This window comes from Mycobacterium sp. E2497 (genome assembly GCF_001668695.1).
GTDB lineage: Bacteria > Actinomycetota > Actinomycetes > Mycobacteriales > Mycobacteriaceae > Mycobacterium.
Genome location: NZ_LZKD01000256.1, coordinates 1 through 19,216 on the forward strand (window position 1 = coordinate 1; position 19,216 = coordinate 19,216).

Consider the following 19,216-nt stretch of genomic DNA (forward strand, 5'->3'; position numbering starts at 1 on the left):
ATGTACCCGATCAGGTTGCCCGCGTCGTCGGTCCACATGTCGTCGACGACGGGTCGCAGTTCGCGGGCGCACACCGCGCGGACGTCGGCTTCCTGGCCGCACGGCCCGTAGGCCCACAGCAGTTCCTGCAACAGGCCGTCGGTGGCGGTGTGCTCGCGCGTCGGCATGCGGTCCTTTCGGATTCGTGACTCGGTCCGAAGGGATCAGTACCCGCGTCAAGTGGCGGGCAATCGCGCTTACGCGTACGCGAGTTCCAGGCGTTCGAGGCGCCGCACCAGGAGACTGGGGAGCCACTTTCCGACGTCGGCGGCCGTGATGTTCGACGTCCGCGCGAGCAGCTCGCCCAGGACGATGTTCGCCTCCAGTCGCGCCAGCGCCGCTCCGACGCAGAAGTGGATGCCCTTGCCGAAGCTGATGTGTCCCTTCCCCGCGGGCCGATCGAGTCGAAACTCTTCCGGATCGTCGAAGTGCGCGGGATCCCTGTTCGCCGCTCCCCACAACAGAAGCAGGCGCGAACCCGACGGTAATGCGGCGCCGCATAGTTCGGTGTCGTTGACGACGTGCCGGTAGTGGCCCCGGAAAGGCGGTTCGTAGCGCAGCACCTCTTCCAGGAACGCCCCGAGCAAATCCGGCCGATCGCGCACCTGCCGCTGGACGTCCGGCCGCGTCGCCAAAACCCAAGCGGCAGAACCGATCAAGGAGGCGGTCGATTCACCCCCTGCACTGAACAAGGTGATCATGATCGCGAGCGCGGCCAAGTCGTCCAGTTCGCCGGAGGCGCACGCGACGGCGAGGTCTCCCAGCAGATTGTCCTGTGGGTGGCTTGCCGCGTTCCGGAACTGTTCGGTGACGTAGCCACTGAGCTCCATCACGGCCACCCCGGCGGCATCCAGCTGATCTCGGGTGACCAGCCCTTCGACCACCTGGGTGGCGGAGTAACCCCATTGGATGATCGTGTCGGTGTCGGCGTCGGGGACACCGATGATCCTCCCGACGATCATCATGGGTAGCCGATTGGCCATCGCGCTCATCCATTCGATGCGTCCGCCTCGCGCGTGGCGATCCCACAGGCGGGCAGCGGTGTCGGCGATGAATGGCTCGAAGGCGCGGATGCGCTTCGCCGCCAGCTGTGGGAGCAACATCTTTCGATGCGCCGAATGGACCGGTTCGTCAGCGGTCGCCAACGCTTGAGTGGGACCGCCGAGTTCTCCCATGGGGAAGGCGTCGACGCCGCCGCCGGGCTGATACATCATCGTCGCCGTCAGGTTGGACGAGAAGTCGGCACAACGTGCGACAACCTCGTTCACGGCTTCCCAACTGCTCACCGCGTAGAAGCCGGATTCGCCGATGCGATGGACGTGTCCGGCCCGGTGCATTTGTTCGTAGAGCAACTGCGGATCTTGGATGAACCGCTCGTCGAACAGCGCGAGCCCGAGGCCGCCGGCATTCGAATCCATTGCTCAACGCTGAGTTCCCACGACATCTGCCGTCAATGGACATGCCGAAAGTTGCAATCCGCAGGGCCATCCTGGCGCGTCCGCCGTCTCACCTGCGTTGAGCCAGCTGCGCCGATGCTGGAACATATGGCTGAGCTCGTCTCAGATGTGAGAACGCATGGACCCGACTACTCAGGGGAGGGAAACGCCCATGGCCGGCCATGACTGGGTCCTCGGTGGCGATCGTCGGGCCGCCGCGGCGGATCGTATCTACGCTGCCGCGACCGATCTCGTGCTACGCGAGGGGCTGGATGCGTTCGACATCGACTCCCTGGCGGCGCGGGTGCACTGCTCAAGAGCCACCATCTATCGCTACGCGGGCGGCAAGGCCCAGATCCGAGACGCGGTGCTGATCCGCCTGTCGGCCGGGATCATCGAGACGGTCCGGCGTGCCGTGGATGGGCTGAGCGGCCCCGACCGCGTCATCACCGCCGTCACCGTCGCGCTCGAACAGATCAGGACGGACCCGCTGCGGCGGCTGATGCTCAGTCCGGGCAGTTCCCCGGATCTTGGCGAGTTGCATTCGTCCCCGGTGCTCAGTCACCTCGCCGCCGAGCTCACGGGAATCGCCGACGACCCGGAGGCGGCGCAGTGGATCGTGCGCGTGGTGTTGTCCCTGGCTTACTGGCCGCTCGCGAACAGTCGCGTCGAACGAAGAGTCTTGGAGCGGTTCCTGGCTCCGGGCTTCACACGTGAGTGAACGGGCGGTGCCATTCGCTGACAGCCGTCATTGACGATCGTCAGCGAATGGCGGTACCGTCCGTCCATGGAGTCGTCGCACGCCCCAGCGGCGGCCGAGGCATCGGCCGTTGGCGCACGGGAGGCGCGCCGGCTGGAAACCCGGGCGCGCCTGTTCGACGCCGCGTTGACCGAATTCGCGCGGAGGGGGCTGGCCGCCGCCGACGTGAGCGCGATCGCCGCCGCGGCCGGCGTGGTGCGCGGAACGTTCTACTTCCACTTCCCCACCAAGGAGCACGTTCTCGCCGAGTTGGAGCGCAACGAGGAAACCCGGATCATCAGCGAACTCGGCGACGCCAAGGGTGATCTCGCATCGGTATTGTCGAAGCTCGTCGCTCACGTGCTGGCCGCCGAAAGTCGTTTGGGTGCAGCGGTTTTCCGCGACATGCTCGGTCTGCACTTCTCGTCGTCGCGTCCGGTCGAGGACGAGCTGGCGCAACACCCGCTCGCGGGATTTCTGGTGGGCGTGATCGCCCGGGCGCAATCCGCGGGGCAGGCCCGCACGGAGATTGACGCCACGGAACTCGCGGTGTTCTTCCTCACCGGGCTGTTCGCCCTGCTGGCCACCGGAACACCCGACCCGGCGCAGTTAAGCCGTTACGTGACAACGATTGTCAAGGGAATGGAGAAGCGATGAACGGTACGGGCATCGAGGGCTACCGGGAATTCTTGGCCCGACGTGACGGCGAGGCCGACCTGCTCAACAGACGGCTGGCCAATCGCGAGCAGTTCTTCGCTCAACTCGAGGCCAATCCGGTCCGGTCGGCCCACCCTGTCGATCAACAGACATTCCATCGCAACCTGCGCCGCCGTCGCCCGGAGGCCGGGCTGGACAGGAAAATGCTGTTCCTCTTGGCGACGGCCAAGCTGAATCAGGCGGAACGGTTCGGCGTCGGGCTTGGCGAAACCTATGGGCGCAACAGCGATCAGAACCTGCCGCCCGAAAACGTCTACCTCGAGCTCGAGGAGCATTACCACACCCGCCTACTCGCGTATGTGCTCGACATCTTCGATCTGACGTTCCAAGTGGTTCCCCCGCCTTTCGTGATGCGACAGTTCGTCAAAACCGGGGTCTTCATGCCCGCACGGTTGGGCTTCCTGTTCGTCGGGGCCGCAGAGATGGCGGGCTGCATCATGTTCGACGAATTGCGCCGCGCCGGCAGGGAACTGTTCGCCGACGAACCGGACGTCGCCGAGCGAATCGAACTGCTCTACAGCGACATCCTGACCGACGAGATCGGTCACGTGGGGTACTGCGCATCGCGTTGCACCGCTGCGGAACGGGCGATCATGCGCCGCATCTATCCGCTCATTGGGCGCCTGTTCGCCGGCCAAACGGCCGAAATCAGCTTGCTGATCGATCCGAAGGCGTTGCACGCCCGGCTCGACCGGCCTTTCAACGTCGAAGAACTCACGGCCGACCTGGACAACGAAACGTATCTGGTCACTCACCCATGACGGGCAACCGCGCCGTGATCCCGCTCCGTCGGGAGCCAGGAAACGAAGGATCCGCCGAAAAGTGAATGGTTCCCGCTCGCCGACTATGGCCGGGGACCGCCCGCGGGGCAGACTCGACGTCGGAGGGGCTGAACCGAGTCCTATAGGAACGAGCCCGAGGCCAGGCCGTGCCGCTCAAGAAGAGGGCGGTAGCGCGAGGCATCACCCTTTCAGCCCCTCCCAAATCGGTCGATCCGGTCTGGGTGCGCAGCCGAGCAGTGGTACAGCGCGCCGCCCCACTATTTAGGTCAGCCGTTCCCGTCCGGGTCGCCGATCGCCCGGCCGAAATCACTGATCCTCGTCAGGCCGTAGCGCGCCGCGGTCGCGGCGGTCACGACGACGCCGTTCTTGTTCTCGGCCGGCGCCGGCTGCAGAGCCACAAGGCCCGTTCCCTGCAACGCCCGGTCGAGCGCCGCGTGGGCTTGGTGCGGATCCGGGATCGGGCTCCCGCTGTCGTCCAGGTACGCGAGGAGGCTGCCCACGTACTCGGGGATGAGGCCGACTGTGCCGTCGCGGAGCAACGGAAAGTAGGTGTCGCGGTTGCCGATCTCGAGGCGCCGCTCGACCGGAAAGCCTGCGTCCGCCAGCGCGTGGGCGTAAAGCTCGGCCACGGTCACGCTCTCGGCGAAGTTGGCCGACCCGATGACGATCGCCGGTCGGTCCCTCCGCGGTGCGCGTGGCGGCAGGCCGTACCGCCTCTCGGTCAGGAATTCGGCCGCCGCCGCCGCCGGAGATGCCCCGCCCAGGACGCGGCCATTGAGGTCGGCGAGGCGCTCGGTCGTGAGTTCCGCGCTCACGGCATCGATGGTCGCGGCGAGGCCGTCGCCGTGCGCGACGCGCACCTCGTCGCGCAGGATCGGCGTCACGCTCTCGGCGGGCTGAGCGTGCAGGTCGTCCTCGAGCAGAACGAAGTCGCCGACGAGCAGGCGCGGATCGGTCGTGAAGAGCACGCCGACCTGAATCTCCCCCGTTGTGAGCGCGTCGACAGTGCGCGGCCCGCCGGCATCGGTGACACGAAATTCCTTGAAGGTAAGCCCGTACCGCGCGCGCAGCAGCGGCAGACAGAGCAGTTCGGTGGGGCACTCGGGACCGGAGCCGAACACCAACGTCTTGGCCAGGATCACGCCCGGCTCCGCGGTTCACGGGTCAAGCTTGTCGCTTTCGAAGACCAGGAAGCTCGCCCCCTGCGGGTCGCGCAGCAGGCTGAAGACACCCTTCGGCTGTTCGGTCGGCCCCGCGAGAACCGCACCGCCGGCGGCGATGGCGGCTGCGCCGGTCTCCGCGACGTCGGTCACGACGAAGTAGGGCAGCCAGCGCGAAGGTGCGCCGGCGTCCGCCGCCGTCAGACCGCGCAGCCCGCCGTTGTCCCGCGGTCCGACACGAATCACCCAGTAGGGCACCGGCATGCCGGCGAGGAACTCGATGCGCCAGTCGAACAGCCCCGAGTAGAAGGCGATCGCCGCATCGACATCCGGGGTGGCCAGCTCATTCCACGTCAGGTACCCGGGCTCGTTCACGCGGGTCGCGCCGAAGTACCGACCGGGCTCACAGAGGTGGATGACGGGCCCGTGCGGATCGCGCACGACCACCAACCTCCCTCGGTCTCCGAAATCCAGTGGCCCGGCGAGGATGCTGCCGCCCAACGCACGGGCACGGGCGGCCGCCGCGTCGACCTCGGCGACCGAGACGTGCGAGTTCCAGCGCGTCTCACCGCCGGCGGGGTCGCCCGCAGGCAGGGCATAGAGCCCGGCGACCTCCTCGCGTTCTCGGCAAAAGACCGTGTACGCGCGCCCGTCCGCCATGCGCCGCTCGTCCGGGGTCCAGCCGAAGAGCGTTCCATAGAACGCTGCGGCCGCCGCCGGCTCAGTCGTGGCAAGGTCGACCCAGCTGAACGTCCCCTCCGCGTACCCGGTGCGCGCTCCCATGAGGGGCAGCCTATCCAAGCGCTAACGGCGCTGCAGGCCCATCTGGCTGGAGACGCCAACCGATAGATTGCGCCGCTCATGCGCGTTCGACGATCGATCGCGATGCCGCCGCAGATCCAACTTCGTTGGCGCACTGAGTCGTCCCGGAATGGTCCCGTATTAATCGGAACCTTTGCGGTGACGCCCATCCGGCGGGCGGTACCACCCGCGACGACGCTCAGCTCAGCGCGGCCAGCGCAGAGTCGTAGTCAGGCTCCTGCTCGATTTCCGGGACCAACTCCGTGTACGCGACGTAGCCGTCGGCGTCAATCACCACGATGGCCCTTGCAAGGAGCCCGGCCATCGCGCCGTTGGTCATCGTGACGCCGTAGTCTTCGCCGAAGCTGTCACGGAACGCCGAAGCCGTCTTGACGTGCTCGATGCCCTCTGCACTGCAGAATCGTTGAAACGTGAAAGGCAGGTCTTTCGACACACAGAGCACGCACACACCGCTCGCGGCGGCGCGCTCGTTGAAGTGCCGTACGGTCGCCGCACAAACCGGCATGTCGACCGACGGAAAAATGTTCAGCACCAACGGTTTGCCGCGGAACTGCTCGATGCCGACCTCCCATAGGTCGTGGCCGGTCAAATTAAAGGTGGGGGCTTTAGATCCGAGGGCAGGCAGTTCGCCGATAGTGTTGATGGGATTTCCACTCAAGGTTATCTGTGCCATGGGCACAGTGTGCCAATTGCCGATCAGGCCCGCTCGAGTTACGTCGCGATCCCAGAGTTGACGGAGTCCTCGGTGACCAGTTGCACGTCGCAGGCGGGCTGATCCCGGCCTCCAGACACAACGTGCGGTAGCGAGAGCATCAGGTCAGCGCCCTCTAGGACGGTCGACATGAACGCGGCGCGAGGGCCAGCCGGCAGGGCGCATCTGGGCAATAATCATCCGCATGAGTGACGGACTCAAACGCCGCTGGCAACGTGCAACTCAGCTCACTTATCTCAGCACTTTCGAACGCAGACTCAACCGATCGCTCTGGGGTCTGGCATGGGTTGCGTTGATCTACTCCGTTGCCGAGCATGTTTGGCTGGCCGACAATCCCGAAGCCTTCCCAGGTGCTGAGCGGCTCGGCGACCTTCTTTTCCACCTCGCACTCGAATACGTGACGGCATTCATTTTCTACCTGCTGATAGTCCGGCTGCCGTTGCGGCGAGATCGCCAAAACATCTACAGGAACCTAGAACCGTTGCTATCTCGCGTCGTCGGCGAGGCGACCGCCCTCATGGGCACGTTGCACCAAGCGGCCGGGTTCGATAGCCAACGAGAGAATACGTTGGCGCACGTCCAAGAGACCTGTAGCAAGATTGGGCCCGAAACGCCTACGAAGATGCTGATCGCGTCGGCCGCCCCAGCCGCTCACGCGCCCATGCTTGACGCGATTCACTATCATATGGAGCGCGCCCGCCGTGTGAATTCCGAAATTCTCGACCTTTCAGCGTTCGTCGCGTCAGATGTCATCAGCATTGTGAACGACATCGAAAACCGGGGCTATTTCAGCGCATTCGAGTTCGTCTATCCGTTGTTCAAGGCCAACCAGCTCAGTAAGTCCGACCTGTCGTTTCTCTCTCGGCACATCTTCGACTACCTATTGCTTGCGGACCGACTGGACACCTACTGCCGCGACTTCCTTCCGGCGCCGGCACCGCGACCCGAGTACCTCATTTCGGGGACAGTGCGCGACAGCGACGAAGTTCCGCTAAGCCGCTTCTCGACCCCCGAACGAAGAGGGGAAGGGAACGGGGCCCCAATGAGGCCCGCTGAAAAGCCCCGAGCCCCCCGGCCGGTTAATACCTGAACAGCGCCCCAACCGCGATCACCGCCGACTTCGTGTAGCGGCCGGGCCTACTGACACACACCCCGCTGCCCACCACCTCAGAGGCATCCCGCCCGCTGAGTTCGAGGCCATCTTCGACGCCCCGAAAGGGAGCGCCCAAACACCGAGCGGAATTCGATAGCCGGAGCATCACATGTGGTGGAGCTAAGGGGATTCGAACCCCTGACCTACTCGATGCGAACGAGTCGCGCTACCAACTGCGCCATAGCCCCTGATCGCTAGCAGGCTACCAGCCGCAGCCCCAACCGCCGAAATGCGAGCACTACTCGCCGACGGCTCGCGGCAAGTCCCTGGGCCAGCCGTAGTTGCGCATCGGCATCGCGTAGTCCAGGTGCTCGAAGATCGGGTCCTCGTCGTCGATCTCGAGAACCACCGCGCCGGGGCGCCGCAGCCGCGACGGCACCACGTCGTAGTCGCGGTCGTAGGCGTTCTCCACGCCCATTCGCGCCCGGGCCATCCGCTGCATCCGGCGGCGACGGATCTTCTCCTCGATGCGGGTCTGCCGGCGCAGGTACGCCAGGTAGACCAGCGTGACGGCGGTGGCGGTGCCGCAGGCCCACCAGGCGGTGGGCGAAATCTTGAACGCGGCCGTGGCCGTGCCGACCAGCACCACCGCCATCACCATCAGCACGCGCTTGCGGAACTTGTACTTCCGGGCGCTGACCGCGGCGGCGGCCTTGGCGTCGAACCGGCGGCGCCGCGAGGCGCTCCGCGGCACCGGCGCCGGCATCTCCTCCTCGTCGGCCTCGGCTTCGGCTTCCGGCTCGAGTCCGGAGGAGTCGTCGACGTATTCGTATCCCTCGTCGTCGTCTTCGCCGCCGCCGCGGGCGACCACGTCGGTGTCGGAGTCCTCGTCGTCCTCGTCGGCCTCGGCTTCTTCTTCGACGACCGCTTCGACGCCCGCCGGCAGTGCCTGCGAATCCTCGACGACATCGACGTCGAGGTAGTCGGGCTCGGTGCGCTCGGGCGTCGCGATCTTCATGACGACGGGGCGCGCGGCCCGCAGCTCCTCGGTGTCGTGCTCTTCGTCGTCGTCATCCCCGGCGAGGTCGCGCTCGTCGTCAAGCTCGCCCTCGGCCGCCTCCTCCGGCGGCTTCCAGTTCGGGTCGGAGCGGTGACCGGCGGCCGGACCGCTCCGCTTGATCAGGCGGGAGTTCGCGCCACCGTTGAGGACGCGGGTCGCCAGCGCGACATCGCTGGTGCGGCGCACGGCATCGCGTTTGCTGACCAGCATGGGCACCAAGACGAACAGCCAGAGCACTACGAGCGAGATCCACAACAGTGACTGCGGAATGCTTGGCATGACGACCTGCTCTCTTCGGTTCCGATCCCCGCGAAGCCCACCGGTGGCCAGCGCGGCCGGGTCTTAGTGACCAGGACAATTACACACCTGTAATTTGGCTCTCACAAGCACCACAAGTCACTCGTGTCGCGGTAGCCACACGCGGGCCGAGGCGTTCGGGCGTTCAGGCCCAGCTGGCCTGCCCGGCGCGGACCAGGGCCGAGGCCACCGATCCGGACACCTCTTCGGCCGTGATGGCCATCAGCAGGTGGTCGCGCCAGGCCTTGTCCACCTCGAGGTAGCGCTGCAGCAGCCCCTCCTGCCGGAACCCGACCTTCCCCAGGACCGCACGGCTGGCGGCGTTCTCGGGCCGCACCGTCGCCTCCACGCGATGCAGCATCACCGGGCCGAAGCAGTGGTCCAGGCCCAGCGCCAACGCCGCCGTGGCCACCCCACCGCCGGTCGCCGACCGCGGCACCCAGTAGCCGATCCACGCCGACCGCAACGCCCCGTGCGTGACATTGCCGATGGTCAGCTGTCCGCAGAACTGCCCGTCGAGCTCGATCACGTACGGCAACATGCGGCCCGCGCGGGCCTCCGCGCGCAGACCGGAACACAGCGGCGGCCAGGCCGAGACCGTGTGCCGGCTCGTCCAGTCGCCCTCCGCGCTGGGCTCCCACGGCTCGAGGTGCGCGCGGTCGGCCAACCGGATGCGGCTCCACTGGGTGCCGTCGCGCATCCGCACCGCCCGTAACCGCACCACTCCCGCCGGAACCCGTAACGGACCCACGTCCAGCGGCCAACCCGGATGGCGGGCGTTGGTGCGCAACCGGTTCACCAGCGTGCGGAGCGGTTGCACTTAACCGCGCTGAGCCAGGAAGGCGACGTCGACGATCTCGCCGGTGCGGATTTGTTCGGCGCCGCTGGGCACCACGACGAGGCAGTTCGCCTCGGCGAGGGTGGCCAGCAGGTGAGAGGACGCCCCGGGGGGACCGCCAAGCGCCTGCACCAGGTACTCCCCGGTCTCCTGATCGCGCATCAGCTGGCCGCGCAGGTAGCCCTTGCGACCGGCGACCGACGCGATCGGGGACAGCGTGCGGGCCTGCACGATTCGGCGCATCGGCTGACGTTTGCCCAGCGAGAGGCGGATGAGCGGCCGCACCATCACCTCGAAGACCACCAGGGCGCTCACCGGGTTCGCGGGCAGCAGGAACGTGGGGACGCCGTCGCGGCCCAGCTGACCGAATCCCTGGACGGACCCGGGATGCATCGCGACGCGGACGACTTCCATCTCCCCCAGCTCGGAAAGCACCGAGCGCACCGGCTCGGCCGCGGCGCCCCCGACACCGCCGGCGATCACCACCACCTCGGAACGGTTGACCTGGCCCTCGACGACCTCGCGGAATTCGGCGGGATCGTTGCTGACGATGCCGATGCGGTTGACCTCCGCGCCGGCATCCCGGGCCGCCGCCGCCAACGCATAAGAGTTGACGTCGTACACCTGGCCGTTGCCCGGGGTGCGCGAGATGTCGACCAGCTCGCCTCCGACGGTCATCACCGTCACCCGGGGCCGCGGATGTACCAGCACGCGCTCGCGGCCGACCGCGGCCAGCAGGCCGACCTGGGCCGCGCCGATCACCGTGCCGGCGCGCACCGCGACGTCGCCGGGCTGCACGTCGTCCCCGGTGCGGCGCACGTACGCGCCCGACGGCGCGCCCCGCAGGATCCGCACCCGCGTGCTTCCGCCATCGGTCCAGCGCAACGGGATGACGGCGTCGGCCAGCGTGGGCAGCGGGGCGCCGGTGTGCACCCTGGCGGCCTGGCGGGGTTGCAGGCGGCTGGGCGTGCGCGCACCGGCCTCGACGGTTCCCATCACGGGCAGGACCAGGCCCTCGCGGCGGTCTTCGTCGAGCTCCGCGTCGCCGGGCGGCTCACCCAGGGCGTCGACGCCCACTTCGCCGACGCCCAGCACGTCGACGCTGCGCACCGCGTAACCGTCGATCGCGGCCTGATCGAAACCGGGCATCGCGCGCTCGGTGACGACTTCCTCGGCACACATCAATCCCTGCGCCTCGGCGATGGCCACCCGGATGGGCCGCGGAGCCACCGCGGCGGCCGTTATCCGGGCCTGCTGCTCCTCCACAGAACGCACAGCGCGCCTCTCTGCCCTACTGCCCTGACGGGCCGCTAACGACCTGACGGGCACCGTCGCGAGCCGGGCGTTGTAGACCGGCTACTTCTCGGCCAGGCCTAACCGCGCCACCAACCATCGCCGCAAATCGGGGCCGTAGTCGTCACGATCCAATGCAAAGTCAACCGCAGCCTTGAGGTAGCCGCCGGGATTTCCCAAGTCGTGTCGAGATCCGTGATGCACGACGACATGCACGGGGTGGCCCTCGGAAATGAGCAACGCGATCGCGTCGGTGAGCTGGACTTCGCCGCCCACGCCGCGGTCGACGCGGCGCAACGCGTCGAAGATGGCGCGGTCGAGCACGTAGCGGCCTGCCGCGGCCAACATCGAGGGGGCGTCCTCGCGCTTGGGCTTCTCGACCATGCCCTTGACCTTCAGCACGTCAGGGTTGTCGCCCCCGGGCACCGGATCGACGTCGAAAACGCCGTAGGCGCTGATCTCCTCGGGCGTCACCTCGATGGCGCACAACACCGTGCCGCCGTACTGCGCGCGCACCTTCGACATCGTTTCCAGGACGCCGGTGGGCAGCACCAGGTCGTCGGGCAGCAGGACCATCACGGCGTCCTCGTCGGGCGCCAGGGCGGGCTCCACGCAGCTGATGGCGTGTCCCAGTCCGAGCGGCTCGGCCTGGACGACGGACTCGACCTTGATCAGCTGCGGGGCGCGGCGCACCTTGTCGAGCATCGCTTTCTTGCCGCGCGCCTCCAGCGTCCCCTCGAGGACCAGGTCCTCGACGAAATGCGCGACGACGCCGTCCTTGCCCTCGGAGGTGATGATCACCAGGCGGTCGGCGCCCGCCTCGGCCGCCTCGGCCGCGACCAGCTCGATGCCGGGGGTGTCGACGACCGGCAGCAACTCCTTGGGCACCGTTTTCGTCGCGGGCAGGAAGCGGGTACCAAGACCGGCGGCGGGCACGATCGCCGTGTGTGGGACCACCACTTTTGGGCTGGACATTGTTCACACGATAACCCGACCGCGGTTCGCCGAGTCGATGTGGCGCGGGCGAAGAGTCGGCTGCCATGGTTGACATATGGCGACCCCCAGCAAGGCCGCGTTGCGTTCGCAGCTGCAGGCGGCCCGGCGCCGCGTTGCCGACGACGTGCGGGCCCGCGAGGCGCGCATGCTGTGCGAGCACCTGGAAGGCGCGGAAAACGTCGTGAGCAGCGGCAACACGGTGTGCGCCTATGTGCCGGTGGGCGCCGAGCCCGGCTCGCTCGAAATGCTCGACGTGTTGCTGCGGCGCGCCGGACGGGTCCTGTTGCCGGTGGCGCGGACCACGGCCGACGACGCGCCGCAGCCGTTGCGCTGGGGCGAATACCGGCGCGGCGCACTGACCTCCGCGCGGTGGGGACTGCTGGAGCCGCCGGAGCCGTGGCTCGCGGCATCGGCGATCGCGGAGGCGAGCCTGATCCTGGTGCCGTCGTTGGCCGTCGACCGCCGGGGGGTGCGGTTGGGCCGGGGCCGCGGCTTCTACGACCGCTCGCTGGGCTATCGGGACCCGCGGGCGCGGCTGATCGCGGTGGTGCGCGACGCGGAGTTGGTGGACCGGTTACCCGCCGAGCGGCACGACGTACCGATGACCGATGCACTCACGCCGCGGGCCGGGTTCACCGCCCTCGATCCGCGGTGACCCATCGGGAATGAGTGACGTCACGTGGCGGTTCTAGCACTTGAGACGCTAGAGTGCTAACAAGCTTTGCAATCATCCGGAGGTATTCGTGCCGACTTACAGCTATCAGTGCACCGAGTGCGACGATCGCTTCGACATCGTGCAGGCCTTCACCGACGATGCGCTGACGACGTGTGAGCGCTGCTCCGGCCGGCTGCGCAAGCGCTTCAACTCCGTCGGGGTGGTGTTCAAGGGCAGCGGCTTCTACCGCACCGACAGCCGGGAGTCCGGCAAGAAGTCCACGACGTCGACCAACGGATCCTCATCGACCGACTCCGGATCGAGCTCGGGTTCGAGCGAGAAGTCCACCTCCAGCGAGAAGTCGACCAGCAGCGCCACGGCGCCCGCCGCCGCGTCGAGCTGACGGGGTTATCCACAACCGCGCCTCCCGCGGCATTCGCCGCTGACCTCGCTGCGCCTACCGTTGCGGCGTGGGCGAATCGTCGCTGAATCCGGCCTTGTTGAGCCGCCTTTCGGTGTGGTTGCGTCCCGATTGGAGCCGGACCGTGCTGGCGCGGCGCGTCGCCGCGGGCGGCCTGGTCGTGCTGGCCGGCATAACCGCGCTGAGTTCCGACCCCGACGGTGACTACGCCGAGGTGGTGGTCGCCGATCACGACCTGGGGCCCGGCACCGCGTTGACCCTTGCCGACGTCCGGCTCGAAAAACGTTTGACGGCAACCGTTCCCGACGGGGCACGAACCGATGTGGGCGCCGTCGTCGGTTCCACGCTGGCCGGCCCCGCCCGGCGCGGCGAGGTCCTCACCGACGTGCGGGTGCTGGGCAGCCGACTGGCCGAGGCCGCGATCGCGTCGAAGGCCGGGCCCGGCGCCCGCATCGTCCCGCTGCGTCTCGCCGACAGCGCCCTGATCGACCTCGTTCGCGTCGGCGACATCGTCGACGTGCTGGCCGCGCCGTCGACGGGGTCGTCGGAGTCGCCCCAGGCCGCGCCCAAGGTGGTGGCCACCGACGCCGTCGTGGTGCTCGTGTCCGCCAAGCCGAAAGCCCAGGCAGGAGACGGGGACCGCGTAGTGTTGGTGGCGCTGCCGGCTCGCGTGGCGAACACGGTGGCGGGCTCGGCGCTGGGTCAGGCGGTGACCCTCACCCTGCACTGAGTGCCCCGCCGCCGTTGGTCGCGCAACCGACAGCAAACTCTGTCCAATCCCAGGAAGGACATCTGGAATGTTCAAAGGGTTCAAGGAGTTTCTGTCGCGGGGCAACATCGTCGACCTCGCCGTCGCGGTCGTCATCGGTACCGCCTTCACCGCGCTGGTCACCAAGTTCACCGATAGCATCATCACGCCGCTGATCAACCGGATCGGCGTCAAACAGCAGTCCAACGTCGGCATTTTGAAGATCGGCATCGGCGGCGGCCAGACCATCGACCTGAACATCCTGCTGTCGGCCGCGATCAACTTCGTGCTGATCGCCGCGGTCGTCTACTTCTTCGTCGTGCTGCCCTACAACACGCTGCGCAAGCGCGGTGAGGTGGAGCAGGCGGACGACGCCCAGGTCGTTCTGCTCACCGAGATCCGCGACCTACTCGCGCAGACCAACGGCGACCTGTCGGGCAAGCACGGCGGAGCGGGCACGACGCCCCCTCCAGACCACGGACCCCGCGCCGACGCCGAGTCGCGGTAGCGGACGGAGCCTTTCGGGCGGTCAGATCTCCAGGCTGGACAGCTGCCCGATGATCTGGGCGGCCAGCGGGTTCAGCGTCGCCATCCCGTCGCGCACCGCATACCGGGAGCCGGCCAGGTTCACCACCAGCGTGCTGCCGGACACCCCGGCCAGACCGCGTGACAATCCGGCGTCGATGATGCCCGCGGACAGCCCCGATGCCCGAATCGCCTCGGCGATGCCCAGGATTTCGCGATCCAGGATCTCCCGGGTGGCTTCCGGGGTGACGTCACGCGGCGTGACGCCCGTGCCACCGACGGAGACCACCAGGTCGACGCCACCGATCACCGCGGTGTTGAGCGCGTTGCGGATCTCCACCTCGTCCGCCGCGACCGCGACCACGCCGTCGACCACGAAACCCGCCTCGGTCAGCAGCTCGGTGACCAGCGGACCGCTGTGGTCCTCGTCCCCGTGGGCGGTGCGATCGTCGACGACCACGACCAGGGCCCGTCCGACCACCAGCTCCGCGCCCGTCTCCATGGGTGCCACCGTATAACCGAGCTCCGACAGTCCCGCCGCCGAGGGTTCTTCGACTCGCATTACTGATCCGCCTTCCCCAGAGTCACCGGCACGGTACGGCTGCCACCACCAGCGGGATCCTGGAAGGTCAGCGAAATCTTGTCGCCGGGCGCCTTGGACCGCACGGCGGCCACCAAGGCGTCGGCGCTGTTGATCGGGCGGTCGTCGACCTTGGTGACGATCACGTTCTTGGGGACCCCGGCGGTCGCGGCCGCGCCGTTGGGCACGACGTCGACGACCTTGGCGCCCGGGGAGCCCTTGTCGTTCGTCACCTGCACGCCCAGCGAGGCGTGGGACGCCTTGCCGGTGCTGATGAGCTCGTCGGCGATGCGCTTGGCCTGATCGACCGGGATCGCGAACCCGAGCCCGATCGAACCGCTCTGCGCGTCGGGCGAGTCCGCGCCCAGGGTGGCGATCGCCGAGTTCACGCCCACCAGCTGGCCGTTCATGTTGACCAGCGCGCCGCCGGAGTTGCCGGGGTTGATCGCGGCGTCGGTCTGGATCGCGTCGAGCACGGTGTTCTGGTTGCCCGACTCACCGGTGGTGGACACCGGCCGATTCAGCGCGCTGACGATCCCGGTCGTCACCGTGCCAGACAAGCCCAGCGGCGACCCGATGGCCACCACCGGCTGGCCGACGCGCAGATCCGACGAGGAACCCAGGGAAATCGGGGTCAGGCCGTTGACTCCCTGCACTCGGATCACCGCGATGTCGCTGGTCGGATCCGCGCCGACGACGGTGAACGGCGCGGTGCGGCCGTCGGAGAAGGTCACCGTCGTCTTGGGAGCCGGACCACCAGGTCCGCCACCGGGACCCCCGGGAGGGGCGGCGGGGGGAGCGCCGGGAACGCCGGGCGCCTTCGGCGGCCCCGCGGCCGCCGCGACCACGTGGTTGTTGGTGAGGATGAGCCCGTCCGCGGACAGGACGATGCCGGAGCCCTCTTCGGACTGGCGGCCCAGATCGGTCTCCAGCATGACGACGCTGGGGACCACCTTGGAGGCGACCTGTTCCACGCTGCCGGGCGGCATGTTCGCCGCGGGAACGCTGGGGGCACCGATGACGGTGCGCCCGTTGCCGTTGGACGGGTGCGTGCCCAGCTCGACGGCCGTGGCCGCGGCTCCGCCGACGCCGGCGGAGACCACCGCGATGGCCAAGGCGCCGACCGCCAACAGCCCTGCGCGGGGCCGCTTTTGGGGGCCGGGCGGCATCGGCGGCATCATGCCGGGGATCGGGCCGGTGCCGGCGGCCCCGGGCATGGGGCCTACCCCGGTCCCCCCTGGTATCCGGCCGGGGCCCGTGCCGTTGAACGGGTCGTAGGGCTGCCGAAACTGGCTCGTCTGGGATTGCTGCCGCCAGTCGAATGGCTGGCTATACGGTGGCTGATGCCCCTGGCCGTAAGCAGAGGTCCCCGGATGGGTCGGAGTGGGCGCAGGCTGATTCGGCACGGGACGGTATCCCGGCTGCTGCGGCGGTGGCGAATACCTCGGGTCATTCGTCATGTCGCTGGGTCGCACTTCCTCTATCTCGGTATTCGGCTCGTCGGCTCGACGAGCTTCTCAAACAGTAGCTGCAGACCTACCTTGCCCGCGCGGACTGAGAGTCCACTGAGATAACGTTCGCCGGTTCCCGAGAGTTCGACTGGTCGGTGGCCACCGGGACGGTGGCATCCGATCCTTCTTCGGGGTTCTCGGCGGCGGGCGCCGGATACGGGGAGAGCGGCATCGGCCGTCCGGGCAGCAGGACGTAGAACGAGGTCCCCGGCGGCTGTCCGCCGGGCACGGTGTCCTCGACGCGAAGCAGCCCACCGTGATTCAGCACGACCTTCTTGACGATCGCCAGCCCAAGGCCGGAGCCCGGCATGGCGCGTGCCGTCGTCGAACGGTAGAACCGCTCGAACACTAGGCGGCGTTCGTGCGGCGGGATGCCGGGGCCTTGATCGGACACCACCAGCTCCGCGTGCGACGGGTCGAGCTGGCGCATGGTGACGCCGACGCGCCCGCCCGGCGGGCTCCACTTGGCCGCGTTGTCCAACAGGTTCAGCACCGCCCGTGACAACCCGGCGGCGTCGCCGTACACCTGCCAGGGGGTCACGCTCACGTCGAAGTGAATGTCGTTGCGGCGCCGCCGGACCCGCTCCAGGCTGCGATCGATCACCTCGGACATGTCGACCGGCTCGTGCACCACCTGTCCGGCATCGTCGCGGGTGAGGTCCACCAGATCGCCCACCAGCGTGGACAATTCCTCGATCTGCGCCAGCACGTCGGCGCGCAGCTCGACCATCTCCTGCTCGGGCAGCCGCGGCGCGCCCGGTTCCATCGAAGCCATCAGCAGCTCGACGTTGGTGCGCAGCGACGTCAGCGGGGTGCGCAATTCGTGTCCGGCGTCGGTGACCAGCCGCGCCTGCCGCTCGCGGGATTCGGCCAGCGCACGCAGCATCAAGTTAAACGCCTCGGTGAGCCTGGCCAATTCGTCGCTGCCGAACACCGGGATGGGCCGCAGGTCGTCGGTGCGCGCCACCCGTTCGGCCGCCTCGGTCAGGCGGGCCACCGGTCGCAGACCCGCCCTGGTGACCATGCCGCCCGCCACCGCGGCGACGGCGACGCCGATGCCGCCGACGATCAGCAGCACCAGACGCAGCTTGGTCATCACCGCCTCGGTCGGTTTGAGGCTCTTGGAGATCAGCAGCGAACAGCCGTTGGGCAGGTGGATGGCCAGCACCCGCTGATCGAGCGCGGTGCGCCGGGACATGAACAGGTCACCGCGGATCACCGCCTTTTCCGGCGCGCCGACCGGCAGCGTCTGACCCGGCTGCTGCGCGGTGTAGATCGAGTGGCCCGGGTTCACCAGCATCGCGTTGACGTCCGAATAGGCGGTTCCCTCGATGGCCTTCCCGGGGTCGGCGGCCAGTGAACCGCTGGCGATCAGCAGCTGCGCCCGGCTCTGCAACTGGTTGTCGATATCGCTATACAGCGCAGCCGAAATCACCGCATACACGGCGAACGCCATGAGCACGACCACCATCGCCACCATCGACATCGCCAGCAGCATGACGCGCCACCGCAACGACAGCGAGCTGGTGGCGCGAAGCGGAACGCGTTGGGGCCGTTGGTATCGGATCATCGTCGAATGCGGCTCGTCACGGCGGCGTCTCGCGCAGCACGTAGCCCACGCCGCGGACCGTGTGGATCAGTCGGGGCTCACCGTCGGCTTCGGTCTTGCGGCGCAGGTAGCCGACGTAGACCTCCAGCGCGTTGCCGGAGGTCGGGAAGTCGAATCCCCACACCTCTTCCAGGATCCTGCTGCGGGTGAGCACGCGGCGAGGATTGGCGATCAACATCTCCAGCAGGGCGAATTCGGTGCGCGTCAGGCTGATCTGGCGCTGCCCGCGGGTGACTTCGCGGGTCACCGGGTCCAGCGTCAGGTCGGAGAACGTCATGGCCACCGAGTCGGCGTCCTCGTCAGGCTTGGTGCGGCGCAGCAGCGCCCGCATCCGGGCCAGCAGCTCCTCCAGCGCGAACGGCTTCGGCAGGTAGTCGTCCGCGCCGGCGTCCAGCCCGGCGACCCGCTCGGAGACCGAGTCACGCGCGGTGAGCACCAGGATCGGCAGGTCGTCTCCGGTGCTGCGGAGCTGACGGCACACCTCGAGGCCGTCCAGCCGCGGCATCATCACGTCGAGGACGAGCGCGTCGGGCCGGTCGCTGGCGATCATCTCCAGCGCCTCCAGCCCGTCATGGGCCAACTCCACCGAGTAGCCATTGAAGGAAAGCGACCGCCGCAGCGACTCACGCACTGCGCGATCGTCGTCGACGACCAGTATCCGCACGGGGCTAGTGTCGTCCCGACGCCTGAGAGCGGCCTGAGAGGCGCGCCGGGTGTTTGCCGAGATTAACTAACGCCGGTCCAGGTCGATCAGGCCGAGCCGGGCGGCCTTGAGCAGCCGGCGGGGGACCTTGTGCTTCTGGCCCGCGACCGTCACACCGACGAGCTCGGTCTTGGTGGCCTTCCACTGCGCGCGACGGCTACGGGTGTTCGCGCGCGACATCCTGCGCTTGGGTACGGCCATGGTCGGGCCTAACTCCTCGTGTCGGGGGCGTGTCGCGGGGGGTGGCCCGGGGGGCCGAACGTGCGACGATTGCTACCAGGATAGTCGGTGGCCTGCTGCGCACCAAAACGACGGCCGCCGGCGCCCGGATTGCCGTGACGGCTGCGATCCGGCGCCGTCATACGACCGTGGTGGCGATCTCGGCGCCGGAGGCGATCGGACGTCCTTGACGGGGCACCGGCGCGACCCGCTAACCTACCGGTTGGTTGGTTGGTTTGCGCTCACCGGTGAATCGCAGAT

General features: G+C 68.1%; 21 protein-coding genes, 1 tRNA gene and 1 pseudogene. 8 read left to right on the forward strand and 15 right to left on the reverse strand.

The genetic code is table 11. The features are described 5' to 3' along the window. Positions 1-167: pseudogene (locus A5713_RS28510) on the reverse strand (peptidase M42); the annotation flags it as partial. Positions 168-236: 69 nt separating this feature from the next. Then, positions 237-1,457 (reverse strand): cytochrome P450, encoded by a 1,221-nt coding sequence (locus A5713_RS24230; RefSeq protein WP_068098740.1) that lies wholly within the window; start codon positions 1,455-1,457, stop codon positions 237-239. Between the two features lie 190 nt (positions 1,458-1,647). On the opposite strand from A5713_RS24230, the gene A5713_RS24235 reads away from it, so the two are divergent. From A5713_RS24235 to A5713_RS24245, 3 genes are all read left to right on the forward strand, one after another. Continuing rightward, positions 1,648-2,196, forward strand: coding sequence for a TetR/AcrR family transcriptional regulator (locus tag A5713_RS24235; protein WP_067921377.1), 549 nt, complete (start codon positions 1,648-1,650; stop codon positions 2,194-2,196). 66 nt (positions 2,197-2,262) lie between these two features. Next, on the forward strand, positions 2,263-2,871 hold the full coding sequence (locus A5713_RS24240) for a TetR/AcrR family transcriptional regulator (protein WP_068098747.1): 609 nt from the start codon (positions 2,263-2,265) through the stop codon (positions 2,869-2,871). Continuing rightward, entirely contained in the window at positions 2,868-3,692 is an 825-nt protein-coding gene (locus tag A5713_RS24245) for a hypothetical protein (protein WP_068098749.1), read from the forward strand. Before A5713_RS24240 ends, A5713_RS24245 begins: the two co-directional genes overlap by 4 nt. A 287-nt stretch (positions 3,693-3,979) precedes the next feature. On the opposite strand, the gene A5713_RS24250 is transcribed toward A5713_RS24245, so the two are convergent. The 3 genes from A5713_RS24250 to tpx form a co-directional block, all read right to left on the reverse strand. Then, entirely contained in the window at positions 3,980-4,855 is an 876-nt protein-coding gene (locus A5713_RS24250) for a glycine betaine ABC transporter substrate-binding protein (RefSeq protein WP_068098751.1), read from the reverse strand. A 15-nt stretch (positions 4,856-4,870) separates the two neighbouring features. Continuing rightward, a complete protein-coding gene (locus A5713_RS24255) occupies positions 4,871-5,656 on the reverse strand; it encodes a VOC family protein (protein WP_068098754.1) in 786 nt (261 codons plus the stop codon). A 217-nt stretch (positions 5,657-5,873) separates the two neighbouring features. Further along, positions 5,874-6,368 (reverse strand): thiol peroxidase, encoded by a 495-nt coding sequence (tpx, locus tag A5713_RS24260; protein WP_067921387.1) that lies wholly within the window; start codon positions 6,366-6,368, stop codon positions 5,874-5,876. A gap of 223 nt (positions 6,369-6,591) precedes the next feature. Here tpx and A5713_RS24265 point away from each other — a divergent pair, with 223 nt between their 5' ends. Further along, positions 6,592-7,497 carry a hypothetical protein gene (locus A5713_RS24265; RefSeq protein WP_156752012.1) on the forward strand — a complete coding sequence of 302 codons (906 nt, stop codon included), beginning with the start codon at positions 6,592-6,594 and terminating at the stop codon, positions 7,495-7,497. 175 nt (positions 7,498-7,672) lie between these two features. On the opposite strand, the gene A5713_RS24270 is transcribed toward A5713_RS24265, so the two are convergent. From A5713_RS24270 to A5713_RS24290, 5 genes are all read right to left on the reverse strand, one after another. Then, a tRNA-Ala gene (locus A5713_RS24270) sits at positions 7,673-7,748 on the reverse strand. A gap of 50 nt (positions 7,749-7,798) precedes the next feature. Next, complete coding sequence (gene glpR, locus A5713_RS24275; protein WP_068098757.1) at positions 7,799-8,839, reverse strand: gephyrin-like molybdotransferase receptor GlpR; 1,041 nt, start codon at positions 8,837-8,839, stop codon at positions 7,799-7,801. Between the two features lie 163 nt (positions 8,840-9,002). Next, a complete protein-coding gene (locus A5713_RS24280; RefSeq protein ID WP_197516470.1) occupies positions 9,003-9,656 on the reverse strand; it encodes a GNAT family N-acetyltransferase in 654 nt (217 codons plus the stop codon). 21 nt (positions 9,657-9,677) lie between these two features. Beyond that, the gene (gene glp, locus A5713_RS24285; RefSeq protein ID WP_068098759.1) at positions 9,678-10,970 is read right to left on the reverse strand and encodes a gephyrin-like molybdotransferase Glp; all 1,293 of its coding nucleotides are present in this window, start codon (positions 10,968-10,970) and stop codon (positions 9,678-9,680) included. 81 nt (positions 10,971-11,051) lie between these two features. Then, complete coding sequence (locus tag A5713_RS24290) at positions 11,052-11,963, reverse strand: UTP--glucose-1-phosphate uridylyltransferase (RefSeq protein ID WP_067921394.1); 912 nt, start codon at positions 11,961-11,963, stop codon at positions 11,052-11,054. Positions 11,964-12,039: 76 nt separating this feature from the next. On the opposite strand from A5713_RS24290, the gene A5713_RS24295 reads away from it, so the two are divergent. From A5713_RS24295 to mscL, 4 genes are all read left to right on the forward strand, one after another. Beyond that, a complete protein-coding gene (locus A5713_RS24295) occupies positions 12,040-12,639 on the forward strand; it encodes a 5-formyltetrahydrofolate cyclo-ligase (RefSeq protein WP_067921396.1) in 600 nt (199 codons plus the stop codon). 88 nt (positions 12,640-12,727) lie between these two features. Then, complete coding sequence (locus A5713_RS24300) at positions 12,728-13,042, forward strand: FmdB family zinc ribbon protein (protein WP_067921397.1); 315 nt, start codon at positions 12,728-12,730, stop codon at positions 13,040-13,042. A 67-nt stretch (positions 13,043-13,109) separates the two neighbouring features. Next, complete coding sequence (locus tag A5713_RS24305; protein ID WP_068098760.1) at positions 13,110-13,790, forward strand: SAF domain-containing protein; 681 nt, start codon at positions 13,110-13,112, stop codon at positions 13,788-13,790. A gap of 67 nt (positions 13,791-13,857) precedes the next feature. Further along, entirely contained in the window at positions 13,858-14,316 is a 459-nt protein-coding gene (gene mscL / locus A5713_RS24310; protein WP_067921402.1) for a large-conductance mechanosensitive channel protein MscL, read from the forward strand. Positions 14,317-14,337: 21 nt separating this feature from the next. On the opposite strand, the gene A5713_RS24315 is transcribed toward mscL, so the two are convergent. From A5713_RS24315 to rpmF, 5 genes are all read right to left on the reverse strand, one after another. Next, entirely contained in the window at positions 14,338-14,895 is a 558-nt protein-coding gene (locus A5713_RS24315; RefSeq protein WP_067921405.1) for a molybdenum cofactor biosynthesis protein B, read from the reverse strand. Beyond that, a complete protein-coding gene (locus A5713_RS24320; RefSeq protein ID WP_067921407.1) occupies positions 14,895-16,373 on the reverse strand; it encodes a S1C family serine protease in 1,479 nt (492 codons plus the stop codon). The genes A5713_RS24315 and A5713_RS24320 overlap by 1 nt, the downstream gene beginning before the upstream one ends. A gap of 76 nt (positions 16,374-16,449) precedes the next feature. Continuing rightward, entirely contained in the window at positions 16,450-17,994 is a 1,545-nt protein-coding gene (locus A5713_RS24325) for a HAMP domain-containing sensor histidine kinase (RefSeq protein WP_068098762.1), read from the reverse strand. Positions 17,995-18,010: 16 nt separating this feature from the next. After that, on the reverse strand, positions 18,011-18,697 hold the full coding sequence (mprA, locus tag A5713_RS24330; RefSeq protein WP_067921411.1) for a two-component system response regulator MprA: 687 nt from the start codon (positions 18,695-18,697) through the stop codon (positions 18,011-18,013). A 66-nt stretch (positions 18,698-18,763) separates the two neighbouring features. Then, positions 18,764-18,937 (reverse strand): 50S ribosomal protein L32, encoded by a 174-nt coding sequence (gene rpmF, locus A5713_RS24335; RefSeq protein ID WP_007168835.1) that lies wholly within the window; start codon positions 18,935-18,937, stop codon positions 18,764-18,766. Positions 18,938-19,216 lie beyond the last annotated feature (279 nt).